The 18284-nt window shown below is 34.7% G+C and carries 17 protein-coding genes and 1 pseudogene; 17 read left to right on the forward strand and 1 reads right to left on the reverse strand.

Annotation, left to right across the window (positions count from 1 at the left end; all coding sequences use genetic code 11):
* Positions 1 to 17 precede the first annotated feature (17 nt).
* From IGK91_RS01065 to IGK91_RS01130, 14 genes and pseudogenes are all read left to right on the forward strand, one after another.
* A complete protein-coding gene (locus IGK91_RS01065) occupies positions 18 to 743 on the forward strand; it encodes a hypothetical protein (RefSeq protein ID WP_223603459.1) in 726 nt (241 codons plus the stop codon).
* On the forward strand, positions 740 to 1507 hold the full coding sequence (locus IGK91_RS01070; protein ID WP_010720309.1) for a tyrosine-protein phosphatase: 768 nt from the start codon (positions 740 to 742) through the stop codon (positions 1505 to 1507). The genes IGK91_RS01065 and IGK91_RS01070 overlap by 4 nt, the downstream gene beginning before the upstream one ends.
* A gap of 34 nt (positions 1508 to 1541) precedes the next feature.
* Entirely contained in the window at positions 1542 to 2234 is a 693-nt protein-coding gene (locus tag IGK91_RS01075) for a sugar transferase (RefSeq protein ID WP_010720308.1), read from the forward strand.
* A gap of 27 nt (positions 2235 to 2261) precedes the next feature.
* On the forward strand, positions 2262 to 3365 hold the full coding sequence (locus tag IGK91_RS01080) for a glycosyltransferase (RefSeq protein WP_241546966.1): 1104 nt from the start codon (positions 2262 to 2264) through the stop codon (positions 3363 to 3365).
* Positions 3366 to 3378: 13 nt separating this feature from the next.
* The gene (locus IGK91_RS01085) at positions 3379 to 4365 is read left to right on the forward strand and encodes a hypothetical protein (protein WP_010720306.1); all 987 of its coding nucleotides are present in this window, start codon (positions 3379 to 3381) and stop codon (positions 4363 to 4365) included.
* Between the two features lie 5 nt (positions 4366 to 4370).
* A complete protein-coding gene (locus IGK91_RS01090) occupies positions 4371 to 5411 on the forward strand; it encodes a glycosyltransferase family 2 protein (protein WP_010720305.1) in 1041 nt (346 codons plus the stop codon).
* Positions 5408 to 6484, forward strand: coding sequence for an EpsG family protein (locus tag IGK91_RS01095; RefSeq protein WP_081123159.1), 1077 nt, complete (start codon positions 5408 to 5410; stop codon positions 6482 to 6484). Before IGK91_RS01090 ends, IGK91_RS01095 begins: the two co-directional genes overlap by 4 nt.
* Before the next feature lie 16 nt (positions 6485 to 6500).
* Positions 6501 to 7646: a glycosyltransferase family 4 protein gene (locus tag IGK91_RS01100; protein WP_010736876.1), complete on the forward strand. Its 1146-nt coding sequence runs from the start codon at positions 6501 to 6503 to the stop codon at positions 7644 to 7646.
* Positions 7646 to 8497, forward strand: a pseudogene (locus IGK91_RS01105) (NAD-dependent epimerase/dehydratase family protein). The gene IGK91_RS01100 and the pseudogene IGK91_RS01105 overlap by 1 nt, the downstream one beginning before the upstream one ends.
* A 3-nt stretch (positions 8498 to 8500) precedes the next feature.
* Positions 8501 to 9667: a nucleotide sugar dehydrogenase gene (locus tag IGK91_RS01110; protein ID WP_430605314.1), complete on the forward strand. Its 1167-nt coding sequence runs from the start codon at positions 8501 to 8503 to the stop codon at positions 9665 to 9667.
* Positions 9668 to 9672: 5 nt separating this feature from the next.
* Positions 9673 to 11115 (forward strand): flippase, encoded by a 1443-nt coding sequence (locus IGK91_RS01115; RefSeq protein WP_430605315.1) that lies wholly within the window; start codon positions 9673 to 9675, stop codon positions 11113 to 11115.
* 249 nt (positions 11116 to 11364) lie between these two features.
* The gene (locus IGK91_RS01120; protein ID WP_010736880.1) at positions 11365 to 11781 is read left to right on the forward strand and encodes an Ohr family peroxiredoxin; all 417 of its coding nucleotides are present in this window, start codon (positions 11365 to 11367) and stop codon (positions 11779 to 11781) included.
* 291 nt (positions 11782 to 12072) lie between these two features.
* Positions 12073 to 12525: a hypothetical protein gene (locus IGK91_RS01125; protein WP_010736881.1), complete on the forward strand. Its 453-nt coding sequence runs from the start codon at positions 12073 to 12075 to the stop codon at positions 12523 to 12525.
* 108 nt (positions 12526 to 12633) lie between these two features.
* Positions 12634 to 12699, forward strand: coding sequence for a hypothetical protein (locus IGK91_RS01130; protein ID WP_350281776.1), 66 nt, complete (start codon positions 12634 to 12636; stop codon positions 12697 to 12699).
* Between the two features lie 101 nt (positions 12700 to 12800).
* Here IGK91_RS01130 and IGK91_RS01135 read toward each other — a convergent pair whose 3' ends face one another.
* Positions 12801 to 13502 (reverse strand): DUF975 family protein, encoded by a 702-nt coding sequence (locus IGK91_RS01135; RefSeq protein WP_181934162.1) that lies wholly within the window; start codon positions 13500 to 13502, stop codon positions 12801 to 12803.
* Between the two features lie 208 nt (positions 13503 to 13710).
* On the opposite strand from IGK91_RS01135, the gene tgt reads away from it, so the two are divergent.
* The 3 genes from tgt (at position 13711) to adhE (ending at position 18208) form a co-directional block, all read left to right on the forward strand.
* Positions 13711 to 14856, forward strand: coding sequence for a tRNA guanosine(34) transglycosylase Tgt (gene tgt, locus IGK91_RS01140; protein WP_010720296.1), 1146 nt, complete (start codon positions 13711 to 13713; stop codon positions 14854 to 14856).
* A gap of 92 nt (positions 14857 to 14948) precedes the next feature.
* A complete protein-coding gene (yajC, locus tag IGK91_RS01145; protein ID WP_010720295.1) occupies positions 14949 to 15338 on the forward strand; it encodes a preprotein translocase subunit YajC in 390 nt (129 codons plus the stop codon).
* Positions 15339 to 15610: 272 nt separating this feature from the next.
* Positions 15611 to 18208, forward strand: a complete 2598-nt coding sequence (adhE, locus tag IGK91_RS01150) for a bifunctional acetaldehyde-CoA/alcohol dehydrogenase (protein ID WP_010736883.1) — start codon at positions 15611 to 15613, stop codon at positions 18206 to 18208.
* Positions 18209 to 18284 lie beyond the last annotated feature (76 nt).

Below are 18284 nucleotides of genomic sequence, written 5' to 3' on the forward strand. Positions count from 1 at the left end.
ATTTCATGAGCAAGCAAATGGAAAATTCTCGATATACAAAATTAGTTCAACAAGAAATTAACGAGAAAATTCAAGATATTGGAAGAGGTAGCAATGTCCCGGCGAATCAGTTAAAAGAGATTGTCTCGTTATCATTTGTCCAAACTAATGTCAAAAAGTATGTAACTAGCCTTTATATGAGGAAAACATACGATTTATCTGGAGAAGAAGAAATCAAAGAGAAAATCCAACAACATTTAAATCACTATATTCAAACAAAAAACATACAAGTAACGAAAGACAAAGAACAAGTAATCAATAGGCTAGTGGATTCTTCGATCGAAGCAACCGAAAAATCGTTAGAAATTCCATTTTTAGCTAACTATGTGAATAAAGTGAAGCAATTTAAGCCGTTGCTGAATCAATTGATTATTGGAAATGGTGTGATCTTGGTTTGCCTACTTCTGCTATTACTCCATACCATTCATTGGTCACATCAAAAATTCCGATTTGTCGCCTTGATGTTTTTAGGCGCTGGCGGAACACTCCTATTATTACCCACATGGATCTATTTTAGTGGTGTGATTGATCGTATCGGTATTTTAACGGAAAGTGTTTATTACTTTGTACGGGGGTACTTATTGTCTTTCGTCCAAACATTTATATATGCAGGGATACTTGCTGTGGTTATGGCTATTGGAATGTATGTAATCAGTGAGATAAAAAGAAAGGTCGTTATCAATAAAGGTAGGGCTCAAAAATGATCGATTTACATTGTCATATTTTACCAGGAGTTGACGATGGGCCGAAAACCATCGATGAAAGTCTCAAAATGGCGTTGAAAGCCAGAGAACAAGGAATCACACATTTGATGTGTACCCCCCATCATAAGAATGGGCGATTTTTGAATCCCGCTACGAATGTAGCCAATGAAGTAGCAAAATTACAAACTGAATTTGATCGTAACAATATTGAGCTGAAATTGCTCGTAGGTCAAGAAAATCGTATTACTGGTACGTTGATAGAAGATTTAGAAAAAAGAGAAATTATTGGTTTTGGGCAGCAAAAACAGTTTCTACTAATAGAGTTCCCGACGAATGACGTTCCCCTTTATGCAACAAAGCTCTTTTTTGAATTAATTGCTAAAGGCTATATACCAATCATCGTCCACCCAGAAAGAAATAGGATATTCATTAATGATCCGAATAAACTGTTGCCTTTCTTAGATATGGGGGCGCTAGCTCAAGGAACGGCACCAAGTATCGTCGGTTTGTTTGGACGAAAAATCCAAAAGACTGCCAAAACAATGATTCAATTAAATATGGTTCAAATGATTGCTTCCGATGCCCATAGTTTAGAAAAAAGGAATTTTTATTTAAAAGAAGCATATCACATTATTCAAAAAGATTATGGTAATGAAAAAGTTAAATCATTAAAGAAAATGCCGATGGATATCCTATACGAAAACAAAATTGAGCCGTTTACTTATCAAAGAGTGAAACATCGTCGATTTAGTTTCTTTCGTTGATTTGATCCATTCGATAAAGAAAGGTGGCAATGGGATGAGTGAAAATATCGAGGTTACGAAAAAATTTCAAGAGGGCTTTGGCTCGAGAGTCCAATTTTATCGTGTGAAGCTGAAACGCAAAAAATTATATGAACTTTCTAAAAGAATCATTGATATTGTTTTTAGCTTTATTGGCCTTGTGGTTTTATCACCTCTCTTACTTTGGATTGCTCTTAGGATATATCTGGAAGAGCCGGGAAAACCAATCATTTTTTCCCAATACCGAGTAGGCAAAAATAAGCAGTTATTCAAAATGTATAAATTTCGTTCGATGTGTGTCGATGCAGAAAAAAAGCTCCCAACGCTACTGAGCAAGAATGAAGTAGAAGGGGCGATGTTCAAGATGAAAGATGACCCACGTGTAACAAAATTTGGACGATTCATTCGTAAAACAAGCTTAGATGAATTACCACAACTATGGAATGTTTTGAAAGGTGAAATGAGTTTAGTTGGTCCTCGTCCATCTTTACAAAGAGAGGTTTCGCAATATACGAAATATGATGAGCAAAGACTATTGGTCAAACCAGGTTGTACCGGTTTATGGCAAATTAACGGGCGTAGCAATATCGGTTTTTCTGAAATGGTGATGCTAGATTTAGAATATATCGAAAAGCGAAGTATTTATATTGATTTCAAAATCATCTATCGTACATTTTTTGTTATTTTGCGTCCTGAAGGAGCGTGTTGATAGGGAAATGAAAAAAAAGTTTTGCTCTTGAGTGAATCAATGGAAGGCGGCTTAAGAAAACATATCGTTCAATTGATTGAACAATTAGACCAAGAAGAATTTGATCTTTACTTTATTCATGGAACAAAAAAAATGGATCACTGTTTTTCTGATCAATATATGCAGTTAAAAGATCGAGCTACCTTTATTCCCTGTCCTACCTTTACTAGAAATGTCGATGTGAAAAATGATTATGTTACTTACCGCTTCTTGAAACAACAAATGAAAGAAATTCAACCGGATATTGTGCATTGTCATAGTTCGAAAGCCGGTGCGCTAGGGCGAATAGCTGCTAAAAGAAATCGTATTGAGCAAGTTTTTTATACACCACATGCGTATTCTTTCTTATCTTCGGAATTTAAGCAATCTAAGAAGACACTATTTATTTGGATAGAGAAGATGCTAAGTAGGTATGCAACGAAGAAGACGTTTAATGTATCTGAAGAAGAACGAATGGCAGGTATAAAATTACACCTTGATAACCCATCCAAATTTATAGTCATCCGCAATGGATTGCCTGCAATCGACTTTCCTTCTAAAAAAACGATCAAAGAATCTCTAGGGTTGAAGGAATCGAATATTGTTATTGGTAACAACGCACGTCTTTCTTTTCAAAAAGACCCTTTTTTATTTATGGAAGTAGCAAAAGAAGTCATTCAACAAGACCCTAATTATCATTTTGTCTGGGCAGGGGATGGACCACTATTCAAAGAAGTCAAAGCATTTTTAATCAAGCACGATTTGACGGGAAATGTCCATTTATTAGGAGAAAGAACGGATAGTGAACGAATCGTTGCAGGGTATGATCATTATTTGATCACTTCGAGATATGAAGGGTTGCCTTATTCTTTGATCGAAGCGATTCGCGCTGGTGTTCCGATTATTGGCAAAAAGGTGACAGGAGTAGAAGAAATTATTGAACAAACAGGTGGTTGCTTATTAAATACAGATAGTCCTCACTCATTTGCACGAGCAATCCTAAATGCAGAGCATAGCTGTGACAAACAACAAATAATAGCGATCTATCAAAAAAATTATTCATTAAATCAAATGATTCGAGAGATTACAAAACAGTACAACGGAGAAAATTGAGAGAAGGCATAGTATGGACAAACGCTTAAAGGATAAAAAAATATTGTTTATTGCATGGAAATTTTACGATTATCCACAGCTGATCATCGAAGAATTAGAAAGAAAAGGCGCAAAAGTGACGTATTATAATGCGATCCCTTCGGACTCACACCTAAAAATGAAACTTTCTACAAAGTTCAATACCTTAAGAGAGAGTTATCTGAAGCAAATTTTATTAGCGATAGGACAAGAAAATTATGATTACTTTTTCGTTATCAATCCAGTACTGTTTCCTGAAAAGTTCATCAAAGAGGTGACCGATATTGTTGGACCGATCCCTAAATTAGCCTATTTGTGGGATTCAATTGCTACATTTTCACAAGTGACTAGATACTTTGATTATTTTAATTATTTATATAGTTTTGATGCGAAAGACTGCAAGAAATACGCAGAATTAAATTTTTTGCCATTATTCTACATAAATTCCGATGAGAAAAACAAAAAAGAGCCAACCTATCTTTTTTCTTTTGTGGGATTCGGTCATAGCATGCGTTACTCATTTATCAATCAAGTAAAAGAACTTTGTGAGAAAAAACAATATAGCTACTATTTCAAACTATATCTTCCTTCTATCTGGCATTTTTATTATTACAAATATGGAACTAAGACACTCGCAACAGCCAAAAAAGAAGAATTCATCTATCAACCACTTCCGCAAACAATCGTTAATGAAGTGGTTAAAGAGAGCAAAATTATTTTGGATCTAGAGCTAGCAAATCAATCAGGTCTCACGATGCGTACGATTGAGACACATGGAATGAGAAGAAAACTGATTACAACAAATCCAGAAGTGAAAAATTATGATTTTTACCATCCTGATAACATTTGCGTAGTTGACCGAAAAAAGCCAGTTATTCCACAACGTTTTATTGAGACAGACTACCATTTACTAAATGATCAACTTTACAAAAACTATCAATTATCCACTTGGCTCGATCGGATCTTCAGTGGAAAGGAGTAAGAAAATTGAAGAGAATTAGCGTGATTGTTCCAATCTATAACGGAAGCTTGTATTTAGAAAATACACTCCAAGCGTTATTGAATCAGCCCTACAAAAACATCGAGTTGATTTTGATTGATGATGGTTCACAAGATGATAGTTATCAAATTTGCCAAAAATTTGCACAACAAGATGAACGTATATTATTGATTCATCAAACAAACGCGGGGATCTGTGCAGCCCGTAATACAGGTTTAGCTTATGCGACAGGCGAATTTGTTAGTTTTATCGATCAAGACGATGCAATTGATCCCAATATCTATGTCTATTTGTCTAACAAAATCGGAGATGCAGATATGATCGTAGGTGGCAAATCGATGCAGTTGATTGATAAGAAACAACTGCTTTTGTCTGAAATAGATTACTCCTATGAAGAAAAGCAATTAAAGGATCAAAAAGAGATTGCTTATGCTTTGTTTAATTTAGATCATCGAATGACGTTTCTCCATTTATGGAATTGTTTGTACCGAAAAAAAATAATAGATGAGTATGATTTGAAATTCGATGAAAGATTTCGTTATGGGCAAGAAGATACTTTATTCAATTTTAACTATGTTTCTAAATGTCAAACGATTCAGCTGGTCCCCGAAGTAGTTTATCAATATAGTCAACGTGAATTGACGAGTACTTCTTTAAAAAATAATCCCTCAGCTGTGAAAGATTTTCAAATATTTATAGAAACAATTGGAGAAATTGAATGGAATGAACGCGTTTATCCCTACTATCAAAAATATCGCTATACTTATTTTTTACGACATGGGTTGAATATCTATACCCAATTCGGCATGAATACAGCGAATCAAAAAAAGATGCTACAAGATATCCAACAACTATTGTCCAAAGAGAAAATACAGAAACCTTTAATCATAGAATCATCACGGTATTATAGAAACTATTTATGTCTGGTGAGTCGTTTAATGGAAAAACGGAGATATCGAACCTTGAATCAGTTGATTTATGGAACCAGTTTTATAAAAAAAATGTTGAATAGGGTGTCTGCTGGATGATCATCGTTGCTTATTTTGCTGTACTGATACTTAATTTTATTGAAGTTTTCAGAAATAAACGCAATAAATATTTACTCTTATTAAGTGTTTTGATCCTCGGATTGATTTTTGCAGGTGGTACTGAAAATACAGACATGGTCTACTATAAAGCAACTTATTTTGATGATGCACGTATCAAATATAAAGCGACAGAATTCGGCTTTTACTATTTTGCACAGTTTTGCCGACAATTAAATTTAGGACTCTTTGGTATGCGTGGGTTGGTCTTTTTATTTGCAACCCTATTAATCGGTGCGACAGTTAAAAAATATTGCGTAAATACTCATCTATTTATAATTATTTATACGTTATTTTTATTTTTTATTGATACTATTCAACTAAGGAATTTAGTGGCGATATCTCTTGTGATTTATTCATTTCCATATTTAGTAGAAAATAAAAAAATAAAATATTTTTTTGGCATAATTAGCGCTAGCTTATTTCATACGATCAGTTTATTTTATCTACCGTTTTTATTTTTATCTTCAAAAAACAAAAAGTTTTTTATTCAACTAATGGTTGGTGGTGCAATTTTTCTGGAGTTGATCTATGTAATCTATAGTGGAACTCCTCCCTATTTGAATTATTTAATCGAAGAGTTCTCAACAAATTCCGGAAGAATCCAACAATATACTGAAAAAATAACAAATGGTTCGATACAAGTTATTTTTCTTTTCTTGCTGAATGTGGGGTTAGCATACTGGGCACATTTAGGATTTCCTAAAAGTACAATCAGTCAAAAAAATAAACTATTCTCACAATATGTGTTTTATGCTTCGGTGATTTTATTGATGTTTATTCCTTTGCTTTGGTATTCTGTGGAATTTTACCGTTTAGCCAGAGGTATATTGCCTTTGATTTATATTTCTGTGATCAATGCTAGTTATAAATACAAAAAAGTCACCTATTATCAACTCGTTTTGTGGGGGATGTTAGTTATTCACCTTCTGGCTTGGTTTTATGTTTCTTATTTTTCGATCTCTATACCTGAAAGGATTTTTAATCCGCTATTTTATCAGAATGAATGGCTATAAGAAAGGACAAAATACAATGAGCATCTTATTTTTGAGTGGGATTTCTGCAGAAGAAAATAAAGGTATTTTTAAAAAGAACTGTTCCCAAGCAAAGTATATGAGCAATCATAAAAAGCAATGTTGGTTACTTTATTTTAAAAAACAAGAAATAAGAGTACGTGAGTTTTATGACAAGCAGATGATTCACGACAGTCTATTAACAAAGAGTGATGCAACGAATCACCGTCAAAAAATAAAAGATATCCAAATAGCAACAAAAAAATTATTGTTGTCGAGAGAATGGACTCATTTCTATTTTCGGGATCAATATTATACAAAAATAATGAGTGAACTGTTAAGTATCTCTCAGCAAAAAACAATTCAAACGATTATGGAAATTCCTACTTATCCTTATTATAAAGAACAATTGAATGTAGCACCCAATAAGTTAAAGGGTGGATTGAGTCTAGTATGGAATTACTTAGGTGATCGATTGTATGAAAAAAAATGCAATAAGATTGCAGTAATTGAGGCGAAGACAAGTAATAAAAAAAAGGCGAAGATGGTTTCTTTTTACAATGGTGTAGATCCGGATAATTTGCCAGTCAATTTATATCAGAAAAATGAAGAACAGCCTACACATCGGGTAGTTGCTGTTGGAAATTTTTATCCTTATCATGGGCTGGATCGTTTAATTGAAGGACTTGAATATTATTATCGGACAAAAGATGAGATAGCACCAGAGGTCTTCTTTGACATTGTTGGTGGGGGACCAGCAATTGAAGAGTTAAAACAACTGGTAGCATCTTACCGATTACAAGGATACGTTATATTTCATGGGTATAAAGATCGTCAAGAATTAGAACAGCTTTATGGTGAAGCTTCAATGGCTATCGGTACATTAAAGTTACATCTACGAGGTGCCAATATTGAGACAGCTATCAAAGTATCCGAAGCACTTTATCAAGGAATTCCAGTGATTACATCAGGCGAAACACCATTTTTTAGTGCAGTAAAACAAAATATTTATCAAGTAAAGGATGATGATTCACCGATCTCAATCAACGAAATGCTTCAATTTTTGGGAAAAAAACGTATCCCTGTTGGGGATCAGGTGTTACTCGACCTCTTCTCATGGGAAAAAATAATAGAAAAAATAGTAAATTTGGGGAGTGAGAATTGATGAAAATATTAGTAACTGGAGCAAACGGTTATTTAGGAACTGGAATTGTAGACCAACTGATCAATGATGGAAATGAAGTTATTGCGACAGATGTCAGAACGAATCGAATAAATAAAGAAGCCACTATCTATCAAGAAAATCTTTTTGATATTTCTGATCCGTATCATTATTTTGGTGAACCGAACGTATTAGTCCATCTTGCATGGCAAGATGGGTTTATCCATAATGCAGAAAGTCATATTAGAAACTTATCCGATCATGCACTATTTTAAAAAAAATTTTTCTTATCAGGAATCGATAAAATCGTAGTGATGGGATCGATGCATGAAGTTGGATTTTATGAAGGCTGCATTAACGAATTCACTAGTACACACCCAATGAGTTACTATGGCATTGCAAAAGATTCATTGAGAAATTTCAGTTCGTTTATGGCTAAAGAAACCAATAAAAAATTTCAATGGTTGCGTGCTTATTACATTGTATCGAATCAACCGGGTGGTAGTTCGTTTTTTTCAAAAATCATTGAGAAAGCCAAGGAAGAAGAGGTAAACTTTCCTTTTACAATGGGGGAAAACCAATACGATTTTTTAGACTATGATGATTTTTGTTTTCAAGTAGCAGCAGCTGTTGAACAAGACGAAATCTCAGGAATCATTAATATTTGCTCAGGTTATCCTGTTAAATTAAAAGAACGTGTCGAACAATTCATTGCAGGTAATCACTTGAATATTCATTTGGATTATGGTGCCTATCCCGATAGAAAATATGATTCTAAGGCTGTATGGGGGGATAATAAAAAAATACAAAAAAATTTAAAACAAGCAAAAAATAAAAAAATAAGTAAGGTGTAAGAAATGAGACTATCTGTTTTCGGTATGGGCTATGTAGGGCTAGCAAATGCATTGTTGCTTGCCCAAAATAATGATGTGGTTGCTTATGACATCGATCAGAAAAAAATCGAGAAACTAATAAAAGGTTGTTCCCCAATCGAAGATAAAGAGATCCAAGAATTTTTGAATAATAGAGAATTGGGAATAACTTTTACACAAGACTTCAAAAGTGCAGCATCATGGGGAGAATTTATTTTGATTGCTACTCCAACCGATTATGATGAAGAAAAAAACCTATTCGATACTTCCTCCATAGAAGAAGTAATCGAAAAGGTAAAGGCAGTACGTACGGATGCTGTATTTATCATTAAGTCAACGATTCCTTTAGGTTATATTAAGTATTTAAAAAAGAAATATCAATCAGAGGATTTTATTTTTTCACCAGAATTTTTGCGGGAAGGAAAAGCATTGTATGATAATCTCTATCCTTCTCGTATCGTTGTAGGCGAAAACACGAAAAGAGGACAAAAAATTGCTTCGATGTTTAAAAAAAATACTCGAATAAAAAATGTTCCTGTTATTTTAACTGATTCAACAGAAGCAGAAGCGATCAAACTGTTTTCTAATACCTATTTAGCATTAAGGATTGCTTATTTCAATGAGCTTGATACTTATGCTGAAATGAATGGATTAGATACAGCTCAAATTATCTCGGGGGTTTCAATGGACCCAAAAATAGGGGACTATTATAATAATCCTTCTTTTGGTTATGGCGGATATTGTTTACCGAAAGATACGAAACAATTACTAGCGAATTACCAGCACGTGCCAAATGATCTGATCCAAGCCATCGTTCAGTCAAATGATACAAGAAAAACATTTATTGCAGATCGTATCATGGAAAAAAATCCAGATGTAGTAGGGATTTATCGTTTAACAATGAAGGCGGGCTCTGATAATTTCAGATATTCATCTATTTTAAGTATCATGCGTCTTTTGAAAGATCAAGGCATTAACGTAGTCATTTATGAACCGACAGTGAAGAAGGAGCATTTTTCGACATTTAAAGTAATAAAGGACATTGATGAGTTCAAGAAGCATTCAGATGTGATATTAGCCAATCGATTTGATCCGTTACTCAAAGATGTAGAAATGAAAGTCTATACGCGAGATATATTTGGAAGGGACTAATAGAATTGAAACATGTGCTTAAAAATTTTGGGTATCAGTCATTATTTCAACTGACAAAGATTATCATGCCAATCATTACAGTCCCAATTGTTTCAAAAGCATTAGGTCCTGGAGGATTAGGGATTTTTAATTACACCAATTCGATTACTCAATATTTTGTGTTAGTCGCTAGTTTAGGGATCTCGATGTATGGGAATCGAGAAATCGCATTAGTTTATAATCGTAAAGAAAATATTTCAAAAACGTTTTGGGAAATCTGTTTATTAAAAGCAGTTTTAACATGTATTACACTTTTAGTTTTTTTGTTATTTACTACTTTTTTAGGTAATAAGATCTATTTCTATATACAAAGTCTCACTATTATAGCTGTTATGTTTGACATTTCGTGGTTTTTTATGGGAATCGAGGATTTCAGAAAAACGAGCATGATCAATCTGGGAATTCAATTTGTTACTTTCATTTTAATTATCTTTTTGATTAAAGATTCTTCTGATACGATTTTATATGTTTTACTACAGTCAGTAGGAACCTTATTATCTCAACTATTGACATGGCTATTTATTCATAAACATATAAATTTTAAAAAGGTAGCATTCTTAGATAGCTTTAGACATATCCGATCATCTTTTGAATTTTTTATCCCACAGGTTGCTATTTTACTTTATACGAATCTAAACAAGACTTTATTGGGTGTTTTTATTGGTAGTACAGCTGTTGGTTATTACACTAATTCATTAACAATCAATACGGTATTTATCACGGTTATTACAACGCTTGATATGGTGCTATTACCGCACATGAGTGGGTTATATGCCAAAGGAAACATTAATAAGATGGTGGACATCATTGATAAGATGGTGGACATCATTGATAAGACGATTCATTTACAATTATATTTTAGTGTTCCAGCGATGTTCGGAATGCTTACGGTTTACGATAAATTAGTTCCCTGGTTTTTTGGGAAAGAATTCTTATTCATCAATAAAGTTATTCCACTTTTTTCTATTTTGATCGTTGTGATGCCCTTAGGTATGTCCATTTCTAGACAATATTTGATACCGATTGGCAAAGTAAAAATCTACAATAAATCTGTATTAATTGGTGCGGTTATCAATATTTTATCTAATTTAATCTTGTTACCGTGGATCGGTTTTTTTGGAGTGGTTTTTTCAAACCTTTTAGCAGAAATTTTTGTAACAGTGGTACGTACAAAATCATTCTTGAATCAAACAAATTTTAGCTTTAAGAAAAAAAACTTACTGGTTATTTTTTGTTCATCCATTATTATGTGGTTCGTTACAAGAATAATTACAAATGGCATGTCACCTACCTTTTTGACTAATCTAATCCAAGTTTCTATAGCCGTCCCTATCTATTTTTTACTAACGTCTTTATTTGGCTATAACCCTATTTTGAGTGGTTTAGGGAAATGGAAAAAAGAAAATTGAACACGAGTAGTTTCCTTGCTCAAAATTTTTAATAATTTCAATAAAGAGTAGATTCGTATTTTTTTTAAGAAAAAATGACGTTGAATAATCCTTTAGAGTAAAGAAGTAAATAGACGCAGTTTGGTTTCAGGTAAAATTTACTATTCTTGTAAACAACCCAATCATTCCTATACACTAACCTTTTATGTGATACCCAATTACCTAGATGCCAACTACTATATTTACAATCAACTTTGGAGGGCGAAATTTATGAGCAAAATTTATGAGGTAGCTACTATTAATACAGGTGGTCGTAGTGGTAAAATTTATTCACAAGAGAAAAAATTTTTGTATGATGTCGCAGCACCTGGAACCCAAAACACGGATGCAACAAATCCCGAAGAGCTCTTTGCAGCAGCTTATAGTGCCTGTTTTAACGGTGCCTTAGAATTAGTTTTATCTAGAAAGAACATCAATCAACCTAGTTCAGTAAAAGCAAACGTTGCCTTGCTGAATCATGGAGAGGCAGATTTTACAATAGAAGTTCTTTTGACAGTCTTTATCAAAGATATGCCGAAAGATGAAGCAATACGTTTTGTTGAAGAAGCAGATCAAGTTTGCCCTTACTCAAAAGCTTTGCGTGGAAATGTAACAGTAAATTTAGAAATCAGTGACACTGACTTCTAAAATCGTTCCTTTCCATCAAAAGTAATGATGAAACATATTAGAAAAGCCATGGGGGAGCTTTTCTAATATGTTTTTTTTTTATTTGTTCATGACTAGATGGTAAAAAAATAAAAAAAATAAGATGAAAGATTTAAGTAGAATAAAGACATAGGGATATATTATTTGCTTTATCTCTTATATTCTCTCAATGAGGCTGGAGGATTCAATTCATCCAGCCTCAAACTCCTAAAAAAAGAACGATTAATCGTTCATTTCAAGAATCTAACAATTGATTGTGAAGGAGCGGAAAAGATGAAGTTGTTTGTATGGTGTTTAACGGTATTAACTAGTTTTAGTTTGGTGATGTTGGTGATGTTTGTTTTTAATTATCCTTATGAAAATTATGGGAATGAAACGAAAGAAATCAAGGTTGCCAATGTTTCTAGTTCGTCCACATCTGCGGAGGAAATTGAGGAGCCGGAAAAATTCAATGTATCATTAAAAGAAGCACTTGAAACTTATCAGACTTGTTATCCTAATCAAGCGATTACTTCTGTGAAAGTTAGTCAGACTGTTGGTCCTTACTATTACGAAATTACTGGTAGAGATGCAACTAAAGAATGCAGCGTAAGAATTTCAACTAAAACAGCGAACATCAAAAAAAAAAGTATATCGCATACGAAACAAACACGAACAAGCCACTACCGAGCAATCCGCAGATCTGTTCAATATCAAAAACTTAAAAAGTTTATCGGAAGTTACTGAAGTAGCTGAAAAAGTAGCTGAAAAAACGACTGGGACAGGAAAAGCAGTAATGTGGTATCTCGAAAGACAATCAGGAAAATCGTATTGGACAATTACTATTAAAAAAAAATAAAAAAAGTGACAGTCAAAGTTGATGCGTATACTGGCGAAGTTCTAAAAGCTGAGCAGAAGTGAGCGAAATGAAAAAAGCGACTGCGGCTGAAGCATGTGAAACGACCCTCAAAAGTTAGATTTTTGGTCTAACTTTTGAGGGTCGTTTCATTGGACATTGATTTTTATACGTTTTTTGGCAATTGTTCATAAAAAGCTGCTTTAGTTGCTGTAATATAAGGATTTAACCATAAATAACCAATTCCAGCAGTTAGCATGGCCAAGATATGCCAGCCAATAAAGGATAGATCAAGCCAGAACAATTTACCTTTGTAGCCATCCATTAATTTACGACTATCAGTGATCGTATTTAGCACTCCTGGTTTTTCCCCTGTTTCAGTGATAACATCATAGTAAATGAAGTAACTTTGGGAATAAGAATAACTTTTGATGATACCAGGAATAACGAATAATAACGCCCATAAAGTAGTAAAGATCGAAATCAAAATAGCTAGTAAAATCACACCCCCAAGAAATAATCCTGTAAAACCACGAAAGGCATCTTTAAATGGTTCGATGGTCGATTTGGTTCCACGCAGGATATCTAGATAGGTCCATGAGATCCCACTCATAAATAGTGCGCTGATAATACCAGACACAATACCACCACCGCTAGAAGCAGCACCTCCGTTGGTATTGTTTGCCATATCTTGGACAGCTGCAGGATCATTATAGGTATGAGCCAATAATAAAGCGGTCGGAATAGCTATGATCATAATGAGTGCAATTGTGATTAACGTTGGGACTAAATTCAATAATACAGCTTGTCCCCAGCGTCCTTTTAAACTGTCTTTTGCTTGTTGTTTCAGTTCTTTTGAAGATAGCATGAGTTTCACTCCTTTTTATTTATGCCATAAGTATAACAAAGAAGAAACAATTTGGCTTTCTTTATCTTTTATCTGTTATTATAATTTCTTTAAAAAATGAAGGTTAAATAAACACCTGTTACCCAATGAACCCTTGCAAAAAAGAGTTAGAACGATTATGATGATGGGAGTTGTCAATGCGATTATTATAGAGAAAGTAGGGAATTGAATGACACAACCTGCCATTCGTTATCGTTTAATCAAAAAAGAAAAACATACCGGTGCCCGTCTTGGTGAATTGATCACTCCTCATGGGACATTTCCCACACCAATGTTTATGCCTGTGGGAACACTAGCAACTGTCAAAACCATGTCACCTGAAGAATTAAAAGCAATGGGTGCGGGAGTCATTTTAAGTAATACGTACCATTTATGGTTAAGACCTGGAGAAGACTTGGTAGAAGAAGCAGGCGGCTTACACAAGTTCATGAATTGGGATCAACCGATTTTGACAGATTCAGGTGGTTTTCAAGTGTTCTCGCTAAGCGATATGCGTAACATCGAAGAAGAGGGTGTCCATTTTAAAAATCATTTAAATGGTTCTCGGATGTTTTTATCACCAGAAAAAGCAATTAATATCCAAAATAAATTAGGATCAGACATCATGATGAGCTTCGATGAATGTCCTCCTTTTGATGAAAGCTATGATTATGTCAAAAAATCAGTGGAAAGAACCTCACGTTGGGCTGAGCGAGGCTTAAAAGCCCATCTGAATCCTGATCGTCAAGGATTATTTGGTATCATTCAAGGAGCTGGGTTTGAAGATTTACGTCGCCAAAGTGCAAAAGATTTGATTTCAATGGATTTCCCTGGCTATTCAATCGGTGGTTTGTCTGTTGGCGAACCTAAATCAGAAATGAACCGTGTGTTAGAGTTTACAACACCATTGATCCCTGAGGATAAACCGCGTTATTTAATGGGTGTTGGTGCAGCAGATTCATTGATTGATGGCGTGATTAGAGGAGTCGATATGTTTGACTGTGTCTTGCCTACACGTATCGCAAGAAATGGTACTTGTATGACTTCGCAGGGACGCTTAGTTGTGAAAAATGCACAATACGCACATGACTTCCGCCCAATCGATGAGAAATGTGACTGCTACACATGTAAAAATTATACACGTGCGTATATTCGTCATTTGATCAAATGTGATGAAACATTTGGGATACGGTTAACGTCTTACCATAACTTGTACTTCTTATTAAACTTGATGAAACAAGTGCGTCAAGCGATCATGGATGACAATTTATTAGAATTTCGAGCAGCCTTTTTTGAGGAATATGGGTTTAATAAAGAGAATGCCAAAAGTTTCTAATCTTTTTCACTAAATTTATGTAAAAAACTAGTGTCTCACGCCTTTTTCTGCTAAAGTTGAGTGTGTAGATACATGTTAGTGAGGTGAAAAAAATGGGATCATTACCAATGTTAGTCATGTTCGTTGCTCTTTTAGCAATGTGGTATTTTATGTCACGTTCACAAAAGAAACAACAACAAGAACGACAAAATTTACTAGACAGTATGAAATCAGGCGATGAAGTAGTTACAATCGGCGGATTACATGGTGTTGTTTCAGAGATCGACAATGAAAAACGCACAGTTGTTATAGATTGTGAAGGGATTTTTCTAGAATACGATCGAGCAGCCATCAAAACGGTTAAACCTGGAACTGTCGTAACCAATGATTCGACAGTAAATACGGTAGAAAAAACAGAACCAAAAGTTGCTGAAACAGTAGAAGTGAAAGAAGAAGCTACTGAAACTGTTGAAACACCTGAAGATAGTAAAGAAAACAAATAGGTAAAGCTTAGTAGTTGAGTCTGAGACGGTGTCTCGGGCTCTTTTTTTATCCTAAATCTCTGACTTTGTTAAGCTTTGAATAATCTGTTTTTTTGATAAAATACTTTGGATAATTAGGATAATAAATAAAAACACTGATAAATAAAGGATTTAATCGAAATTTAAAAAACTGTGAAAAAAATCACAATAAAGGTTTACATCTGAAAAGGTTTGTTGTATGATGAGAATGTGAATTAATTAACAAACAACCATGACCCATTAGGAGGAAGACAATGGCTAAAGTAATGGAGAAAGAACAACCAAAAACTATTGATGTTCAAGGAATGATTGATGAATTAGCAACGAAAGCAAATGTCGCATTAAAAGAGATGGAAAACTTTGATCAAGAAAAAGTAGATCATATTGTGCATGAAATGGCAATGGCAGCATTAGATCAACATATGCCGTTAGCTAAAATGGCAGTTGAAGAAACTGGTCGTGGAATCTATGAAGATAAAGCGATCAAAAATATGTATGCTTCTGAATATATTTGGAATAACATCAAGCACGATAAAACAGTTGGTGTCATCAATGAAGATGTTCAAAAAGGCTTGATTGAAATTGCTGAACCAGTTGGTGTGGTTTGTGGGGTAACTCCAACAACTAACCCAACATCAACGACAATTTTTAAATCAATGATCGCGTTGAAAACAAGAAACCCAATCGTTTTTGCATTCCATCCAAGTGCTCAAAAATCTTCTGCTGAAGCAGCGCGTGTCGTTCGTGATGCAGCGATCGCAGCTGGCGCACCTGAAAATTGTATTCAATGGATTGAACATCCATCGATTGAAGCGACTTCAATGTTGATGAATCATCCAGGGATCGCAATTGTTTTAGCTACTGGTGGGGCGGGAATGGTAAAATCTGCTTATTCAACAGGAAAGCCAGCTTTAGGTGTTGGACCAGGTAATGTACCAGCATATATTGAAAAAACAGCAAAAATCAAACGAGCAGTGAATGACTTGATCGTTTCTAAAACGTTCGATAACGGAATGATTTGTGCTTCTGAGCAAGCAGTAATCGTTGACAAAGAAGTCTATGCTGCAGTTAAAGCAGAATTCCAAGCACATCAAGTCTATTTTGTGAAACCAGCTGAACTTTCAAAATTAGAAGATGCAGTGATGAATGAAGGTAAATACGCAGTAAATCCAGCAATCGTTGGACATTCTGCAATGGACATTGCAAAACTAGCTGGCATCAAAGTTCCAGAAGGGACAAAAATGTTAGTAGCTGAATTAGAAGGTGTCGGAGCGGATTACCCTCTTTCACGTGAAAAACTTTCTCCAGTACTTGCAATGGTTAAAGCAAACAATACAGAACATGCCTTTGAATTATGCGAAGGAATGTTGAACTTAGGCGGGTTAGGCCATACTGCAGTGATTCACTCAGAGGATGAAGAGCTGCATGTGAAGTTTGGTCTACGGATGAAAGCTTGCCGTATCTTAGTAAATACTCCTTCAGCAGAAGGTGGAATCGGAAATATCTATAACGAAATGATCCCTTCACTAACTTTAGGTTGTGGTTCATATGGTAAAAATTCTGTTTCTAGAAATGTAAGTGCCATCAACTTGATCAATGTCAAAACTGTAGCGAAACGGAGAAATAATATGCAATGGTTCAAATTACCACCAAAAATCTTCTTTGAAAAGAACTCTTTGCTTTATTTAGAAAAAATGGAAAACGTAGAGCGTGTCATGATCGTTTGTGATCCTGGTATGGTGCAGTTTGGTTACTGTGATACGGTTCGTGAAGTACTATCAAGACGTAAAAATGATGTGAAAATCGAAGTCTTCTCAGAAGTTGAGCCAAATCCTTCAACAAACACAGTCTATGCAGGAACGAAATTGATGGCTGATTTCAAACCAGACACAGTGATTGCATTAGGTGGCGGTTCTGCAATGGATGCTGCTAAAGGAATGTGGATGTTCTATGAACACCCAGATACTTCATTCTTTGGAGCAAAACAAAAATTCTTAGATATCCGTAAACGGACATATAAGATCGATAAACCAGAAAAAACACAATTTGTGTGTATTCCGACAACTTCAGGAACGGGTTCTGAAGTAACACCTTTTGCCGTTATCACAGATAGTGATACACATGTGAAATATCCATTGGCAGATTATGCATTAACACCAGATGTAGCAATCGTCGACCCACAATTTGTCATGTCAGTACCAGCTTCTGTCACGGCAGATACAGGGATGGACGTATTAACTCATGCGATTGAGTCTTATGTTTCTGTTATGGCTTCTGATTATACAAGAGGATTGAGCTTACAAGCAATCAAATTAGTCTTCGATTACCTAGAAAAATCAGTGAAAACTCCTGATATGGAATCACGAGAAAAAATGCACAACGCTTCTACAATGGCAGGGATGGCATTTGCGAACGCCTTCTTAGGAATTTGTCACTCAGTTGCGCATAAAATTGGTGGAGAATATGGTATCCCACATGGTCGTACAAATGCCATTTTATTACCACATATCATCCGCTATAATGCAAAAGATCCACAAAAACATGCAATGTTCCCTAAATATGATTACTTCCGTGCAGATACAGACTATGCAGATATTGCTAAGTTCTTAGGGTTAAAAGGACAAACAACAGCGGAATTAGTTGAAGCTTTAGCAACAGCAGTTTATGAATTAGGACAATCAGTTGGAATCAATATGAGCTTGAAGGCTCAAGGTGTGACACAAGAAACCTTAGATTCAACGGTTGACCGTATGGCAGAACTTGCTTATGAAGATCAATGTACAACAGCAAATCCAAAAGAGCCATTGATCAGTGAGCTAAAACAAATCATTATTGATGCTTATAATGGTTAATTCAATACAAGTATAGTTAATCAAGCCCCTTTTCCAGATAAAGATGATCTGGAAAGAGGGGCTTTTTTTGTCGGAA

Origin of the sequence: Enterococcus sp. DIV1208 (assembly GCF_050530455.1) — a bacterium.
Taxonomy (GTDB): Bacteria; Bacillota; Bacilli; order Lactobacillales; family Enterococcaceae; genus Enterococcus_B; species Enterococcus_B hirae.

Coding starts and splice junctions, on each gene's coding strand:
- IGK91_RS01065 (WP_223603459.1), top strand. CDS start 18: ATGGAAAATTCTCGATATACAAAATTAGTTCAACAAGAAATTAACGAG.
- IGK91_RS01070 (WP_010720309.1), top strand. CDS start 740: ATGATCGATTTACATTGTCATATTTTACCAGGAGTTGACGATGGGCCG.
- IGK91_RS01075 (WP_010720308.1), top strand. CDS start 1,542: ATGAGTGAAAATATCGAGGTTACGAAAAAATTTCAAGAGGGCTTTGGC.
- IGK91_RS01085 (WP_010720306.1), top strand. CDS start 3,379: ATGGACAAACGCTTAAAGGATAAAAAAATATTGTTTATTGCATGGAAA.
- IGK91_RS01095 (WP_081123159.1), top strand. CDS start 5,408: ATGATCATCGTTGCTTATTTTGCTGTACTGATACTTAATTTTATTGAA.
- IGK91_RS01100 (WP_010736876.1), top strand. CDS start 6,501: ATGAGCATCTTATTTTTGAGTGGGATTTCTGCAGAAGAAAATAAAGGT.
- IGK91_RS01110 (WP_430605314.1), top strand. CDS start 8,501: ATGAGACTATCTGTTTTCGGTATGGGCTATGTAGGGCTAGCAAATGCA.
- IGK91_RS01120 (WP_010736880.1), top strand. CDS start 11,365: ATGAGCAAAATTTATGAGGTAGCTACTATTAATACAGGTGGTCGTAGT.
- IGK91_RS01125 (WP_010736881.1), top strand. CDS start 12,073: ATGAAGTTGTTTGTATGGTGTTTAACGGTATTAACTAGTTTTAGTTTG.
- IGK91_RS01135 (WP_181934162.1), bottom strand. CDS start 13,502: ATGCTATCTTCAAAAGAACTGAAACAACAAGCAAAAGACAGTTTAAAA.
- tgt (WP_010720296.1), top strand. CDS start 13,711: ATGACACAACCTGCCATTCGTTATCGTTTAATCAAAAAAGAAAAACAT.
- yajC (WP_010720295.1), top strand. CDS start 14,949: ATGGGATCATTACCAATGTTAGTCATGTTCGTTGCTCTTTTAGCAATG.
- adhE (WP_010736883.1), top strand. CDS start 15,611: ATGGCTAAAGTAATGGAGAAAGAACAACCAAAAACTATTGATGTTCAA.